This is a genomic window from Trabulsiella odontotermitis (genome assembly GCF_001188485.1).
GTDB lineage: Bacteria > Pseudomonadota > Gammaproteobacteria > Enterobacterales > Enterobacteriaceae > Trabulsiella > Trabulsiella odontotermitis_A.
This window is the reverse complement of sequence record NZ_JNGH01000017.1, coordinates 1-15,706: the sequence shown is the minus strand read 5'-3', so window position 1 is coordinate 15,706 and position 15,706 is coordinate 1. Positions and strand designations below refer to the sequence as shown.

13 protein-coding genes and 2 pseudogenes are annotated in these 15,706 nt (G+C 53.8%); 6 read left to right on the top strand and 9 right to left on the bottom strand.

Annotated elements, in window-relative coordinates; genetic code table 11:
• The 6 genes and pseudogenes from GM30_RS25885 to GM30_RS01070 form a co-directional block, all read left to right on the top strand.
• A pseudogene (locus GM30_RS25885) lies at positions 1 to 95 on the top strand (molybdopterin biosynthesis protein MoeB); the annotation flags it as partial.
• A complete protein-coding gene (gene thiS, locus GM30_RS01090) occupies positions 79 to 279 on the top strand; it encodes a sulfur carrier protein ThiS (protein ID WP_049847145.1) in 201 nt (66 codons plus the stop codon). The pseudogene GM30_RS25885 and the gene thiS, both read left to right, overlap by 17 nt.
• Position 280: 1 nt before the next feature.
• A pseudogene (gene thiG, locus GM30_RS01085) lies at positions 281 to 1,002 on the top strand (thiazole synthase).
• Complete coding sequence (thiH, locus tag GM30_RS01080) at positions 999 to 2,126, top strand: 2-iminoacetate synthase ThiH (protein ID WP_049847144.1); 1,128 nt, start codon at positions 999 to 1,001, stop codon at positions 2,124 to 2,126. The pseudogene thiG and the gene thiH overlap by 4 nt, the downstream one beginning before the upstream one ends.
• 343 nt (positions 2,127 to 2,469) lie before the next feature.
• On the top strand, positions 2,470 to 2,775 hold the full coding sequence (locus tag GM30_RS01075) for a PTS sugar transporter subunit IIB (RefSeq protein ID WP_049847143.1): 306 nt from the start codon (positions 2,470 to 2,472) through the stop codon (positions 2,773 to 2,775).
• Positions 2,776 to 2,777: 2 nt separating this feature from the next.
• Positions 2,778 to 3,095: a PTS lactose/cellobiose transporter subunit IIA gene (locus tag GM30_RS01070; protein WP_049847142.1), complete on the top strand. Its 318-nt coding sequence runs from the start codon at positions 2,778 to 2,780 to the stop codon at positions 3,093 to 3,095.
• Positions 3,096 to 3,163: 68 nt separating this feature from the next.
• Here the strand turns inward: GM30_RS01070 and rpoC are convergent, their stop codons facing one another.
• The 9 genes from rpoC to GM30_RS23475 all read right to left on the bottom strand — a co-directional run.
• Positions 3,164 to 7,387 carry a DNA-directed RNA polymerase subunit beta' gene (gene rpoC, locus GM30_RS01065; RefSeq protein WP_049847141.1) on the bottom strand — a complete coding sequence of 1,408 codons (4,224 nt, stop codon included), beginning with the start codon at positions 7,385 to 7,387 and terminating at the stop codon, positions 3,164 to 3,166.
• 76 nt (positions 7,388 to 7,463) lie between these two features.
• Entirely contained in the window at positions 7,464 to 11,492 is a 4,029-nt protein-coding gene (rpoB, locus tag GM30_RS01060) for a DNA-directed RNA polymerase subunit beta (protein ID WP_049847140.1), read from the bottom strand.
• Between the two features lie 318 nt (positions 11,493 to 11,810).
• Positions 11,811 to 12,182: a 50S ribosomal protein L7/L12 gene (gene rplL, locus GM30_RS01055; RefSeq protein ID WP_038160598.1), complete on the bottom strand. Its 372-nt coding sequence runs from the start codon at positions 12,180 to 12,182 to the stop codon at positions 11,811 to 11,813.
• A 66-nt stretch (positions 12,183 to 12,248) separates the two neighbouring features.
• Positions 12,249 to 12,746 carry a 50S ribosomal protein L10 gene (gene rplJ, locus GM30_RS01050; RefSeq protein WP_003862338.1) on the bottom strand — a complete coding sequence of 166 codons (498 nt, stop codon included), beginning with the start codon at positions 12,744 to 12,746 and terminating at the stop codon, positions 12,249 to 12,251.
• 412 nt (positions 12,747 to 13,158) lie between these two features.
• Positions 13,159 to 13,866 carry a 50S ribosomal protein L1 gene (gene rplA / locus GM30_RS01045; protein ID WP_049847139.1) on the bottom strand — a complete coding sequence of 236 codons (708 nt, stop codon included), beginning with the start codon at positions 13,864 to 13,866 and terminating at the stop codon, positions 13,159 to 13,161.
• A gap of 3 nt (positions 13,867 to 13,869) precedes the next feature.
• Positions 13,870 to 14,298 (bottom strand): 50S ribosomal protein L11, encoded by a 429-nt coding sequence (rplK, locus tag GM30_RS01040; RefSeq protein ID WP_049847138.1) that lies wholly within the window; start codon positions 14,296 to 14,298, stop codon positions 13,870 to 13,872.
• A gap of 143 nt (positions 14,299 to 14,441) precedes the next feature.
• Positions 14,442 to 14,987, bottom strand: a complete 546-nt coding sequence (gene nusG, locus GM30_RS01035; protein WP_001287521.1) for a transcription termination/antitermination protein NusG — start codon at positions 14,985 to 14,987, stop codon at positions 14,442 to 14,444.
• A gap of 1 nt (position 14,988) precedes the next feature.
• Positions 14,989 to 15,372 carry a preprotein translocase subunit SecE gene (gene secE / locus GM30_RS01030; RefSeq protein ID WP_049847137.1) on the bottom strand — a complete coding sequence of 128 codons (384 nt, stop codon included), beginning with the start codon at positions 15,370 to 15,372 and terminating at the stop codon, positions 14,989 to 14,991.
• 229 nt (positions 15,373 to 15,601) lie between these two features.
• Positions 15,602 to 15,706 (bottom strand): EF-Tu C-terminal domain-related protein (locus GM30_RS23475; protein ID WP_072093990.1); only part of this gene is annotated, 105 nt, incomplete at its 5' end.

Here is a 15,706-nt window from a genome sequence, read left to right as displayed (position 1 = left end):
TGTGCGACGCCCGCACCAGCGGCTGGCGAACGCTGGCGCTTCGCCGATCTCAGTGCTGCCCGGTATGCGGAGGGCGACATGCAGATCCAGTTTAACGACGAGCCGGTACAGTGCGCCGACGATTCCACCGTGGCGGATCTGCTCGAGCAACTGGGGCAGCACAAACCCGGCATCGCGCTGGCGCTGAATCAACAGGTACTCCCGCGCGAACAGTGGGCGGCTCATCATCTGCAGGACGGCGACAATATCCTGCTTTTTCAGGTTATTGCAGGGGGTTGATATGTTACGTATTGCAGACAAAACGTTCGAATCACATCTCTTTACCGGCACCGGCAAATTCGCCTCGCCGCAGTTGATGGTGGATGCCATTCGCGCTTCGGGCAGCCAACTGGTGACGCTGGCGATGAAGCGCGTCAACGTGCATGAGCATAACGATGCTATTCTGGCACCGCTGCTCGAGGCTGGCGTCACGCTGTTACCCAACACATCCGGCGCAAAAACGGCAGACGAGGCTTTTTTCGCCGCCCAACTGGCCCGTGAAGCGCTCGGCACCCACTGGCTGAAACTCGAAATTCACCCGGACGCCCGCTGGCTGCTGCCGGATCCGATTGAAACCCTGAAAGCGGCGGAAAAACTGGTCCGGCAGGGGTTTGTGGTATTGCCTTACTGCGGGGCCGATCCGGTGCTGTGTAAGCGTCTGGAAGAGGTTGGCTGTGCGGCAGTGATGCCGCTGGGGGCGCCGATTGGCTCCAACCAGGGGCTGGAAACCCGCGCGATGCTGGAGATCATCATCGAACAGGCTACCGTGCCGGTAGTGGTGGATGCCGGGATCGGCGTACCCAGTCACGCCGCGCAGGCGCTGGAAATGGGCGCTGACGCCGTGCTGGTCAACACGGCCATCGCCAGGCGGGGCTGCTGGCGCATGACGCCGTTCCCGGCACCCGCAGCGTTCAGGCGCAGGCCACCAGCCCGCTGACCGGTTTTCTGGAGGCGCTGTCATGAGCACCTTCACCGAACGCTGGCGTCAGCTCGACTGGGACGATATTCGGCTGCGTATCAACAGCAAAACGCCCGCTGACGTTGAACGGGCAATCATTGCACGCCAGCTGACGCGCGATGACATGATGGCGCTGTTGTCGCCTGCCGCCAGCGCGTATCTGGAGCCGCTGGCACAGCGCGCGCAGCGGCTCACGCGCCAGCGCTTCGGCAATACCGTCAGCTTCTACGTGCCGCTGTATCTCTCCAATCTTTGCGCTAACGATTGTACCTATTGTGGTTTTTCGATGAGCAACCGTATTAAGCGTAAGACACTGGATGCGCAGGAAATTGAGCGCGAGTGCACCGCGATCCGCGAGATGGGTTTTGAGCATTTGTTGCTGGTCACCGGCGAGCATCAGAAAAAAGTGGGCATGGACTATTTCCGCCAGCACCTGCCTGCGATCCGCCGCCGCTTTGCCTCATTGCAAATGGAAGTGCAGCCGATGTCGCAGGCGGACTATGCCGAGCTGAAAACGCTCGGGCTGGACGGCGTGATGGTCTACCAGGAAACCTACCACGAGGCGATGTATGCGCAGCATCACCTCAAGGGCAACAAACAGGATTTCGTCTGGCGGCTGGAAACGCCGGATCGGCTGGGAAAAGCGGGTATCGACAAGATTGGGCTTGGCGCGCTCATTGGGTTGTCAGACAGCTGGCGGGTGGATTGCTACATGGTGGCAGAGCATTTGCTGTGGCTGCAACAACATTACTGGAAGAGCCGCTATTCGATCTCGTTTCCTCGTCTACGGCCCTGTGCAGGCGGCATTGAACCGGCGTCCATCATGGACGAGCGTCAACTGGTGCAGGTGATTTGTGCGTTTCGCCTGCTGGCGCCGGAGGTTGAACTGTCGCTGTCGACCCGTGAATCGCCCTGGTTCCGCGACCGCGTGATCCCACTGGCCATCAACAACGTCAGCGCGTTTTCCAAAACCCAGCCAGGCGGCTACGCTGACGACCATCCAGAACTGGAACAGTTTGCGCCGCACGATGGTCGCCGTCCTGAGGAGGTTGCCAGTGCGTTAATTGCCCAGGGATTACAGCCCATATGGAAAGACTGGGACAGCTGGTTGGGACGCGCCTCGCAATAATTTCGCAACAATGTGTCGCATGAAGATAAAGTCCTGATAACACTTCGCAAACTCAGAACCGGGAAATTGAGCACACTTTCCCGGTTCGCTACTCTGCCCCTCGTCAGCAGTGGACGTTGACCAGGGCGGACACCTTCTTCCTCTGTCCGCCCTGCCCTCAACAGCCTGGTTAAATATATGCATGACCAAAATACGCAGAGCGATGGCCTGTTTTTTGCCAGAAAACAAGACTGTAACCGGTTTCATTTTTTTGTGATGCTTTACACACAATCACCGTAAAGCGGTTGTTCTCCTTTTCCGCACGGGATAAAGAATATCTATCGAGAGCCACGAGGGGGAGTTTATGAAGAATATCGTTTTATGCTGTGCCGCCGGGATGTCCACCAGCATGCTGGTTCAACGTATGAAAGAAGCAGCACAGAAAAAAGGCGTGGCGGTTACCATCAAGGCCGTGCCAGTTGCTGAGTTTAAAGACAACATTGATACAGCAGATATCGTGTTACTGGGGCCACAGGTGAAATACGAGCTGGCAAAACTCCAGGCGCAGGCCGAGCCGCTGGGCAAGAAAGTCGCGGTTATCGATATGATGGATTACGGCATGATGAAAGGCGATGCCGTGCTGGATAAAGCGCTGAAACTGATGGAGTAACCATGGAAGATTTAGAATCCACGATCATGGAGTTACTGGTGAACGCAGGCGCGGCCCGCAGTTCTGCCCTCACCGCCTTGCAAATGGCCCGCAGGGGCGAGTTTGCCGATGCGGAGAAAGCGATGGAAGAGTCGCGTGAATTTGTTAAGCACGCCCATACCATCCAGACGAAGCTGATTGGGCTGGACGAAGGGACCGGAAAATTACCGGTTAACCTGATTACCGTTCACTCGCAGGATCATCTCATGAACGCGATGGTAATTCAGGATCTGGCTGGCGACATGATTGAACTTTACCGCCGTCTGCCACCCGCGCATTAATAACAACAATACTCAGCCACATATAAAAAAACCCGCCGAAGCGGGTTTTTATTTCAGGTCAGCAACGATTACTCGTTATCAGAACCGCCCAAGCCTGCGTTCAGCAGTTCTGCCAGGCTGGCAGACGCGTCTTCAGCAGTTACCTGCGGTGCAGCCGGGAGTTCACCCGCAGCACGACGGCGCATGCGATCCTGGTGGTACGCATAACCGGTACCGGCCGGGATCAGACGACCCACGATAACGTTCTCTTTCAGACCGCGCAGTTCGTCACGTTTACCCGCAACGGCAGCTTCGGTCAGTACGCGAGTCGTTTCCTGGAACGACGCCGCAGAGATGAAGGACTCGGTTGCCAGGGACGCTTTGGTGATACCCAGCAGATCGCGTGCATAGGTCGCACCGATTTTGCCGTTCGCTTCCAGATCGCGGTTGGCGATCTTAACGCGAGAGTATTCAACCTGCTCACCTTCGAGGAACTCGGAGCTGCCCGCGTTCACGATGGTAGCTTTACGCAGCATCTGACGAACGATAACTTCAATGTGTTTATCGTTGATCTTAACGCCCTGCAGACGGTAAACGTCCTGCACTTCGTTGACGATGTAACGGGTTACTGCGTGAACGCCACGCAGACGCAGGATGTCGTGCGGCGCTTCCGGACCGTCGGAAACTACGTCACCACGTTCTACACGTTCACCTTCAAACACGTTGAGCTGACGCCATTTCGGGATCATCTCTTCGTACGGATCGCTACCATCCACTGGCGTGATCACCAGACGGCGCTTGCCTTTGGTTTCTTTACCGAAGGAAATGATACCGCTGATTTCTGCCAGAATCGCCGGCTCTTTCGGACGACGGGCTTCGAACAGATCCGCAACGCGCGGCAGACCACCGGTAATATCCTTGGTACCGCCGGATTCCTGCGGAATACGCGCCAGGGTGTCACCCGAACTGATCTGAACGCCATCTTCCAGCTGAACAATCGCTTTACCCGGCAGGAAGTACTGAGCAGGCATATCGGTGCCTGGGATCAGAACGTCATTGCCCTGAGCATCAACAATTTTCAGTGCCGGACGCAGGTCTTTACCACCCGTGGTACGTTCTGCGGAATCCAGAACCACCAGCGAAGAGAGACCGGTCAGTTCGTCGGTCTGACGGGTAATCGTCTGGCCGTCGATCATATCGGTGAAGCGGATGAAACCGGCCACTTCAGTGATAACCGGCATGGTGTGCGGATCCCAGTTTGCAACGGTTTCACCGCCAGCAACCTGCTCACCATCACCTTTCGCCATCACAGCACCGTAAGGCACTTTATAGCTCTCTTTGGTACGACCGAATTCGTCGATCAGCTTCAGCTCGGTGTTACGAGAGGTGACAACCAGCTTGCCTGCGGAGTTAACAACCGACTTCGCATTGCTGAGCTTGATGCTACCTTTGTTTTTCACCTGGATGCTGGATTCAGCAGCCGCACGAGAAGCCGCACCACCGATGTGGAACGTACGCATCGTCAGCTGTGTACCCGGCTCACCGATGGACTGTGCCGCGATAACGCCGATTGCCTCACCTTTGTTGATGATGTGGCCACGCGCCAGGTCACGACCGTAGCAGTGCGCACAAACACCAAAGTCGGTGTCACAGGATACAACGGAACGCACTTTGACGGAGTCAACGGAGTTCGCTTCCAGCTGATCACACCACTGTTCATTGAGCAGCGTGTTACGCGGAACCAGAATGTCCGCCGTACCCGGCTTCAGTACGTCTTCCGCCGTCACACGACCCAGAACGCGATCGCGCAGCGGCTCTTTAACATCACCACCCTCGATAACCGGGGTCATGGTGATGCCTTCCAGCGTGCCACAATCGTCTTCAGTGACGACCAGATCCTGCGCAACGTCAACCAGACGACGCGTCAGATAACCGGAGTTCGCCGTTTTCAGTGCGGTATCCGCCAGACCTTTACGAGCACCGTGGGTGGAGATGAAGTACTGGAGTACGTTCAGACCTTCACGGAAGTTCGCGGTGATTGGCGTTTCGATGATGGAGCCATCCGGCTTCGCCATCAGACCACGCATACCTGCCAGCTGACGAATCTGTGCCGCTGAACCACGCGCACCGGAGTCGGCCATCATGTAGATGCTGTTGAAGGAAACCTGTTGCTCTTCTTTACCTTCACGGTTAATTACCGTTTCAGTTTGCAGGTTATCCATCATCGCTTTGGATACACGATCGTTCGCCGCAGCCCAGATATCGATAACTTTGTTGTAGCGTTCGCCCGCAGTTACCAGACCAGACTGGAACTGTTCCTGAATCTCAGCAACTTCGGCTTCCGCTTCGCTGATGATTTCGTGTTTTTTCGCCGGGATGACCATGTCATCAATACCCACGGATGCACCTGAACGCGCTGCATAGGCAAAGCCGGTGTACATCGTCTGGTCAGCAAAAATAACGGTCGGTTTCAGGCCCAGAATGCGGTAACAGGTGTTCAGCATTTTGGAGATCGCTTTCTTGCCCAGCGCCTGGTTGACGATGGAGAAAGGCAGCCCTTTCGGTACGATCATCCACAGAATAGAACGACCAATCGTCGTGTCTTTCAGGCTGGTTTTCGCAACGAATTCACCGTTAGCATCTTTTTCATATTCAGTGATACGCACTTTAACGCGCGCATGCAGAGAGGCCAGGCCAGCGCGATAAATACGCTCAGCTTCTTTCGGGCCAGTCAGCACCATGCCTTCGCCTTTGGCGTTAACACAGTCACGGGTCATGTAGTACAGACCCAGTACAACGTCCTGAGACGGAACGATGATAGGTTCGCCGTTCGCCGGGGACAGGATGTTGTTGGTAGACATCATCAGCGCACGCGCTTCGAGCTGGGCTTCCAGCGTCAGCGGTACGTGAACAGCCATCTGGTCACCATCGAAGTCGGCGTTGTATGCCGCACAAACCAGCGGGTGCAGCTGGATAGCTTTACCTTCGATCAGAACCGGTTCAAACGCCTGGATACCCAGACGGTGAAGGGTTGGCGCACGGTTCAGCAGTACCGGGTGCTCGCGGATAACTTCATCCAGGATATCCCATACAACCGCTTCTTCACGCTCAACCATCTTCTTCGCGGCTTTGATGGTGGTGGCGAGGCCACGCAGTTCCAGCTTGCCGTAGATGAACGGTTTGAACAGTTCCAGTGCCATTTTCTTCGGCAGACCGCACTGATGCAGACGCAGGTATGGACCTACGGTGATGACAGAACGGCCGGAGTAGTCAACACGCTTACCGAGCAGGTTCTGACGGAAACGACCCTGCTTACCTTTGATCATGTCAGCCAGAGATTTCAGCGGACGCTTGTTGGAACCGGTGATCGCACGACCGCGACGACCGTTATCCAGCAGGGCATCTACCGCTTCCTGCAGCATACGTTTTTCGTTACGTACGATGATATCCGGCGCAGCCAGATCCAGCAGACGTTTCAGACGGTTGTTACGGTTAATGGCGCGACGATACAGATCGTTCAGGTCAGACGTCGCGAAACGACCACCATCCAGCGGAACCAGCGGACGCAGATCTGGCGGCAGAACCGGCAGAACGGTCAGAATCATCCATTCCGGCTTGTTGCCGGATTGTACGAACGCTTCCAGCAGCTTGATGCGTTTGGTCAGCTTTTTACGCTTGGTTTCAGAGTTGGTTTCGTTCAGCTCTTCACGCAGCTGCTCGCACTCTTGCTCCAGATCCATGCTCTTCAGCAGGGCCTGGATAGCTTCCGCACCCATCTTCGCGTCGAATTCGTCACCGAACTCTTCCAGCGCGTCCAGATACTGCTCTTCAGTCAGGATCTGGTTGCGTTCCAGATTGGTCATACCGCCTTCGATAACCACATAAGATTCGAAGTACAGCACGCGTTCGATATCACGCAGTGGCATATCGAGCAGCAGACCGATACGGGACGGCAGTGATTTCAGGAACCAGATGTGGGCAGTCGGAGACGCCAGCTCGATGTGGCCCATGCGCTCACGACGCACTTTGGTCTGGGTCACTTCAACGCCGCACTTCTCACAGATCACGCCACGGTGTTTCAGGCGCTTGTACTTACCGCACAGGCACTCATAGTCTTTAACTGGCCCGAAAATACGAGCACAGAACAGACCGTCACGCTCAGGTTTGAACGTACGGTAGTTAATGGTTTCCGGCTTTTTAACTTCACCGAAAGACCATGAACGGATCATGTCTGGCGAAGCCAGAGCAATTTTGATCGCATCAAACTCTTCGGTTTTAGTTTGCGCTTTCAGAAACTTTAATAAGTCTTTCACGGATTTGCTCCCGTCGGAGTTAGCACACTCTGCGGCCGGGTTTTACCCCGGCAACAGTGACCTGTTTGAGCGAGAATTACTCGTCTTCCAGTTCGATGTTGATACCCAGCGAACGAATCTCTTTCAACAGTACGTTGAAGGATTCTGGCATGCCCGGTTCCATCTGATGGTTTCCGTCCACGATGTTTTTATACATCTTGGTACGACCGTTCACGTCATCAGACTTAACGGTGAGCATTTCCTGCAGGGTGTAGGCGGCGCCATAAGCTTCCAGCGCCCACACTTCCATCTCCCCGAAGCGCTGACCACCGAACTGCGCCTTACCACCCAGCGGCTGCTGAGTAACCAGGCTGTAAGAACCGGTAGAACGCGCGTGCATCTTGTCATCAACCAGGTGGTTCAGTTTCAGCATGTACATGTAGCCAACGGTAACCTGGCGCTCGAATTGCTCACCGGTACGACCATCGAACAGCGTGATCTGACCGGAAGTCGGCAGGCCACCCAGCTGTAACAGTTCCTTGATTTCAGACTCTTTCGCACCGTCGAAGACCGGCGTTGCGATCGGCATCCCTTTCTTCAGGTTTTCTGCCAGACGCAGCACTTCTTCATCGCTGAAGGTGCTCAGGTCGACTTTCTGACGAACGTCAGCGCCCAGATCGTACGCACGCTGGATGAATTCGCGCAGTTTCGCGACTTCCTGCTGCTGTTTCAGCATGGCGTTGATCTTGTCACCGATGCCTTTTGCAGCCATACCCAGGTGGGTTTCGAGGATCTGACCGATGTTCATACGAGACGGTACGCCCAGCGGGTTCAGTACGATGTCTACCGGCGTGCCGTTTTCATCGTAAGGCATATCCTCGATCGGGTTGATCTTGGAAATAACACCCTTGTTACCGTGACGACCCGCCATCTTATCACCCGGCTGGATCTGACGTTTAACGGCCAGATACACCTTAACAATCTTCAGCACGCCCGGTGCCAGATCGTCGCCCTGTGTGATTTTGCGGCGTTTCGCTTCGAGTTTTTTCTCGAACTCGTGCTTCAGTTCGTCGTACTGCTCAGCCAGCTGTTCCAGCTGATTTTGTTTATCTTCGTCGGTCAGGCCCAGTTCCAGCCAGCGATCACGCGGCAGCTTGTCGAGCTTCTCAGCTTCAACACCACCGGAGACCAGCACCGCGTAGATACGACCAAACAGGCCAGCTTCGAGGATCTGCAGTTCTTCAGACAGGTCTTTCTTCGCCTGTTTGAGCTGCATTTCTTCGATTTCCAGCGCACGTTTGTCTTTTTCTACGCCATCGCGGGTAAAGACCTGAACGTCGATAACGGTACCCGATACGCCGTTCGGTACGCGCAGAGAAGAGTCTTTAACGTCAGACGCTTTCTCACCGAAGATCGCGCGCAGCAGTTTCTCTTCCGGGGTCAGTTGGGTTTCACCTTTCGGCGTTACCTTGCCCACCAGAATGTCGCCGCCGGTGACTTCTGCACCGATATAAACGATACCGGATTCATCCAGTTTGGAGAGCGCAGCTTCACCCACGTTCGGGATGTCAGCGGTGATCTCTTCTGGCCCCAGCTTGGTGTCACGGGACACACACGCCAGTTCCTGGATGTGAATAGTGGTGAAACGATCTTCCTGAACCACACGCTCGGAGACGAGGATGGAGTCTTCGAAGTTGTAACCGTTCCACGGCATGAACGCCACACGCATGTTCTGACCGAGCGCCAGTTCACCAAGGTCGGTGGACGGACCGTCAGCCAGCACGTCGCCGCGCTCAACCGGCTCACCCAGAGAGACACACGGCATCTGGTTGATACAGGTGTTCTGGTTAGAACGGGTGTATTTGGTCAGGTTATAGATGTCGATACCTGCTTCGCCCGGGTACATCTCGTCTTCGTTAACTTTGATAACGATACGGGACGCATCCACGTACTGAACCAGACCGCCACGCTTGGCCACTGCGGTAACACCGGAGTCAACGGCAACAGCACGTTCCATACCGGTACCAACCAGCGGCTTATCAGAGCGCAGCGTCGGAACCGCCTGACGTTGCATGTTCGCACCCATCAATGCACGGTTGGCGTCATCGTGTTCCAGGAACGGGATCAGGGACGCACCGACGGAAACCACCTGCTGGGTGGAAACGTCCATGTAGTCAACCTGGTCTGCGCTGAACAGGCTTGATTCGCCTTTGCTGCGGCAGGTTACCAGATCGTCTACAAAACGACCTTCTTCCGTCAGGTTGGTGTTCGCCTGAGCGATAACGTAGTTACCTTCCTCAATTGCGGACAGGTAATGAATTTCGTCAGTCACCACGCCGTCAGTCACTTTACGGTACGGAGTCTCAAGGAAGCCGTATTCGTTAGTCTGTGCATAAACGGACAAGGAGTTGATCAGACCGATGTTCGGACCTTCAGGCGTTTCGATAGGACATACGCGACCGTAGTGGGTCGGGTGTACGTCTCGAACTTCGAAGCCTGCGCGCTCACGGGTCAAACCGCCTGGGCCGAGTGCAGAGATACGACGCTTGTGCGTGATCTCAGACAGCGGGTTGTTCTGGTCCATAAACTGAGACAACTGGCTGGAACCAAAGAACTCTTTCACGGCGGCGGAAATCGGCTTGGCGTTGATCATATCCTGCGGCATCAGGGTGTCGAGATCGCCCAGAGACAGGCGCTCTTTCACCGCACGCTCTACACGCACCAGGCCAACACGGAACTGGTTTTCCGCCATTTCGCCCACGGAACGGATACGACGGTTGCCGAGGTGGTCGATATCGTCCACTTCGCCTTTGCCGTTACGGATATCGATGAGCTTTTTCATGACATCAATAATGTCTTCTTTGCTCAGTATGCCGGAACCTTCGATGTCGTCACGCAGCAGAGAACGGTTGAACTTCATGCGACCTACCGCAGACAGATCGTAGCGGTCTTCGGAGAAGAACAGGTTCTCAAACAGGCTTTCAGCCGCTTCGCGAGTCGGCGGCTCACCCGGGCGCATCATGCGGTAGATTTCTACCAGCGCGCTCAGACGATCGTTGGTCGGGTCGATACGTACGGTTTCGGACATGTACGGACCGTGGTCCAGATCGTTGGTGAACAGCGTTTCGATACGCTTGTGACCTGCCTGACTCAGTTTAGCCAACAGATCCAGGCTCAGCTCCATGTTCGCAGAGCAGATCAGCTCGCCAGTAGACTCGTCAACGTAGTCTTTCGCAGACACTTTGCCCGCGATGTACTCAACCGGAACTTCGATATGTTTGATATCGTCTTTTTCCAGCTGACGGATGTGGCGCGCAGTAATACGGCGGCCTTTTTCCACGTACACTTTGCCGTCAGATTCGATGTCAAAGGAGGCGGTTTCACCACGCAGGCGTTCCGGCACCAGTTCCATCTGCAGCTTGTTGTCGCGGATTTCGAAGATGACTTTCTCAAAGAACAGGTCAAGGATCTGCTCAGTGGTATATTGCAGCGCACGCAGAATGATGGTCGCAGGCAATTTACGACGACGGTCGATACGGACAAACAGGTTGTCTTTCGGATCGAATTCGAAGTCCAGCCAGGAACCACGGTAAGGGATGATACGCGCGTTATACAGCACTTTACCGGAAGAGTGGGTCTTACCTTTGTCGCTATCAAAGAAGACGCCAGGGCTACGGTGCAGCTGAGAAACGATAACACGCTCGGTGCCGTTGATGACAAAGGTACCGTTGTCCGTCATGAGTGGAATTTCACCCATGTAGACTTCTTGTTCTTTGATGTCTTTAACGGTGCCTTCCGGCGCTTCGCGCTCGTAGATCACCAGACGCAGTTTAACGCGCAGTGGGGCGGAATAGGTCACGCCGCGGATCTGACATTCCTGAACGTCAAACACCGGTTCGCCAAGGCGGTAGCTGACGTATTGCAGCTCTGAATTACCGCTGTAGCTCTGAATCGGGAACACGGAGCGGAATGCAGCTTCCAGACCGTACTGCCCTTCAGGATCTTGCTCGATAAACTTCTGGAACGAGTCAAGCTGGATAGAAAGGAGATATGGCACATCCAGAACTTGTGGACGTTTACCAAAATCCTTACGAATACGTTTTTTCTCGGTATAGGAGTAAACCATAGGGTTCCTCAGCTCGCTGACAAGTCGACCCATCTGCCCATCATGGGGCAGTTTGTGCAACACCATTTTGTTGACCGGAAAATGGAACACTTTCCGCAATGCTTGTTGCTATCACGCTTAAATCATTTCATTGCGATTTACACAGAGCGAGCACCCTGTCGCAGTATATTAAGTCGTCGATAGAAACAAGCATTGTCAGGACAACCAGTAGTCAAACAGTGTGAAATGCTACTGGCGCCTTACAGCGCAAAAAGGCTGGTGACCAAAAAGTCACCAGCCATCAGCCTGATTTCTCAGGCTGCAACCGGAAGGGTTGGCTTATTTAACTTCAACTTCAGCGCCAGCTTCTTCCAGAGATTTTTTCAGAGCTTCTGCGTCATCTTTGCTCACACCTTCTTTCAGAGCGGCCGGAGCAGATTCTACCAGGTCTTTAGCTTCTTTCAGACCCAGGCCAGTAGCGCCACGTACTGCTTTGATTACAGCAACTTTGTTAGCACCAGCAGCTTTCAGAATTACGTCGAATTCAGTTTTCTCTTCAGCAGCTTCAGTTGCAGCGCCAGCGCCAGCAACCGCTACAGCGGCAGCAGCAGAAACACCGAATTTTTCTTCCATTGCAGAGATCAGTTCTACAACGTCCATTACGGACATAGCGGCAACTGCTTCAATGATTTGATCTTTAGTGATAGACATTTAAATTGTTCCTGAATATCAGAATAAGTTTATACGTAAGCGAATGCGTTAAAAACGTAACTGCGATTACGCAGCTTCTTTCGCATCGCGAACAGCAGCCAGAGTGCGAACCAGTTTGCCAGCAGCGGCTTCTTTCATGGTTGCCATCAGGCGTGCAATTGCTTCTTCGTAGGTCGGCAGGGTCGCCAGGCGATCGATTTGCGATGCCGGGATCAACTCACCTTCAAAGGCTGCAGCTTTGACCTCAAATTTTGCATTCGCTTTCGCGAACTCTTTGAACAGACGAGCAGCAGCGCCCGGGTGTTCCATAGAGTATGCAATCAGGGTCGGACCAACAAACGTGTCTTTCAGGCACTCAAACTGAGTACCTTCAACAACGCGGCGCAGCAGGGTGTTACGAACAACACGCATGTATACGCCAGCTTCACGACCTGCTTTACGCAGTTCAGTCATTTTGTCTACAGTGACGCCACGGGAATCCGCAACTACTGCAGACAGCGCGCCTTTGGCTACTTCGCTGACTTCAGCAACAATCGCTTGTTTGTCTTGAAGATTTAAAGCCATTAGCTTTGCTCCTGGATGTTTGCCAGAGACAATCTCTGGAACTCACTTCACTCTTTCCAAACAAAAGAGCGTCTAAACACGGTGAGCAGAAACAAGCCAAAAGTATAAAAAATAATCTTAGCGTTCTGTCACCGTCTACGCAGGGGATTAAGTCTCTTGCGAAACACCTGCGGTCTTCGACGGAGGCCTGGATAGGCCAGGCTCCAACGAACAATTCTTTCTATGACATCGTCCTTCGAACTACTGCTGCGTTGGCTGCTCTCGCTCACACCAGTCACATAGTTAGCTATGCTCCTGGCGATTCACTCGTTTGCCGCCTTGCCGCAATTCAAATGACTCGCATAGAGTCTGTATATTTCAACAGAATCGTGGGGGTAAGATTGTAGACAAATCCACCGCCCACGTAAAGGCATTAGTTTGCAGCAGTAGTGGTCAGACCAGCCTGATCAACGGCAACACCAGCACCCATGGTGGTGGAGATGCTAACTTTCTTGATGTACACGCCTTTCGCCTGAGTCGGTTTTGCTTTTTTCAGCGCAACCAGCAGAGCTTCCAGGTTTTCTTTCAGTTTGTCAGTGTCAAAATCCACTTTACCGATGGTGGTGTGGATGATGCCGTTTTTGTCGTTACGGTAACGAACCTGACCTGCTTTCGCGTTTTTAACCGCTTCAGCAACGTTCGGAGTTACAGTACCGACTTTCGGGTTCGGCATCAGGCCACGCGGACCCAGTACCTGGCCCAGCTGGCCAACAACGCGCATTGCATCCGGGGAGGCAATAACAACGTCGAAGTTCATTTCGCCTTTCTTGATCTGGTCAGCCAGATCTTCCATACCTACCAGCTCAGCGCCAGCTGCTTTAGCAGCTTCAGCGTTCGGGCCCTGGGTAAATACAGCTACGCGAACGGAACGGCCAGTACCGTGCGGCAGTACAGTTGCACCACGTACGTTCTGGTCAGATTTACGAGCATCGATACCGAGGTTGATTGCAACGTCAACGCTTTCGGTAAATTTAGCGGTGGCCAGCTCTTTCAGCAGAGTGATGGCTTCGTTGATGTCATACTGTTTGGTCGCATCAACTTTCTCACGGATCACGCGCATACGCTTGGTCAGTTTAGCCATTTCTTAATCCTCCACTACCAGGCCCATGGAACGCGCAGTACCTTCGATTGAGCGAGTCATCGCTTCAATGTCGGCACCGGTCATGTCGGCAGCTTTAGTCTGCGCGATTTCCTGCAGCTGAGCGCGAGTCAGTTTACCCACTTTCTCTTTGTTCGGCTTGCCAGAACCAGACTTGATGCCTGCCGCTTTCTTCAGCAGAACGGCAGCCGGCGGAGTCTTGGTAATGAACGTGAAGGAACGGTCAGCGTAAACAGTGATAACTACCGGAATCGGCAGACCTTTTTCGATGGAATCCGTTTTCGCGTTGAATGCTTTACAGAATTCCATGATGTTTACGCCCTGCTGACCCAGAGCCGGGCCTACTGGCGGACTCGGGTTAGCCATACCAGCTGCAACCTGCAGCTTGACATAGGCTTGTACTTTCTTAGCCATTTAAGTTTCCTCTAGTGGGTATAGCGCCTCGATGAGGCTCCCCGTGATAAATACGTGATTTATGTGCCTGAAGCCCATAAATACAAAAGGCGCGAAATTGTATTCCAATCTCGCGCCTTGTGCAACGTTTGATCGCTGCTTATTTATGCTTTTTCAACCTGGCTGAAGTCCAGTTCTACCGGGGTCGCACGACCAAAGATAGAAACAGAAACTTTCAGACGGGACTTCTCGTAGTCCACTTCTTCCACCACGCCGTTGAAGTCAGCAAACGGACCGTCATTAACGCGAACCATTTCACCTGGCTCAAACAGCGTTTTCGGACGCGGCTTATCACCTACCTGCTGCAGGCGGTTCATAATCGCATCAACTTCTTTATCGCTGATAGGCGCCGGACGATCAGAGGTACCACCGATGAAGCCCATTACGCGCGGAACGCTGCGCACCAGGTGCCAGCTTGCATCGTTCATGACCATCTGAACCAGCACGTAACCCGGGAAGAATTTGCGCTCGCTTTTGCGACGCTGGCCACCACGGATTTCGACCACTTCTTCGGTCGGCACCATGACTTCACCAAACAACTCTTCCATATTGTGTAATTTGATATGCTCGCGCAGCGACGTTGCTACGCGGCCTTCAAAACCGGAAAACGCCTGAACGACGTACCAGCGCTTTTTAGGAGCTTCAGACATCTCAGAACCTCAGGCCAGTGATAAAGGATACCAGGCGAACCAGAATACCATCCAGTCCCCACAGGATCAGTGACATTACAGCAGTAACTGCGGCCACAATCAGCGTGGTGTGCAATGTTTCCTGGCGAGTCGGCCAAATCACCTTACGGACTTCGGTTCTCGCTTCACGAGCAAAGGCGACAGTCGCCTTACCTTTCGTCGTCAACAGCGCGACACCACCCGCTGCAGCAATCAGAATAACCACTGCCAGCGCACGTAGCGGCAGCATCATGTCACGATAAAGGTAATTGCCAACGATAGCTACAATCAGCAGGACAGCAACAACCAGCCATTTTATCGCTTCCAGGCCGCGCCCGCTTCCTTGAGCTTCGGTATTCGCACTCATAAACCAACCTGTCACAAGAATTCGACAAACATTTTCGCCCCGCGTAATGCGAGGCAACCAAACCGAAATGCTCTGCTGCGTTTCGGGTCAAACGCCCCCTTCAGAGCCTGTCTCAGCAATGATTATGACAAATAAAATCACTGATGAGCCAGGTTCTGGTTCGAAAGCGTACAAAAAGGGCATCAAATGATGCCCTTTTATTGCGCATTACGTCAAATGTTATCAGCGATTAGCTGAGAACTTTAGCTACAACGCCTGCGCCAACGGTACGGCCGCCTTCACGGATTGCGAAACGCAGACCGTCGTCCATCGCGATCGGGTGGATCAGGGTAAC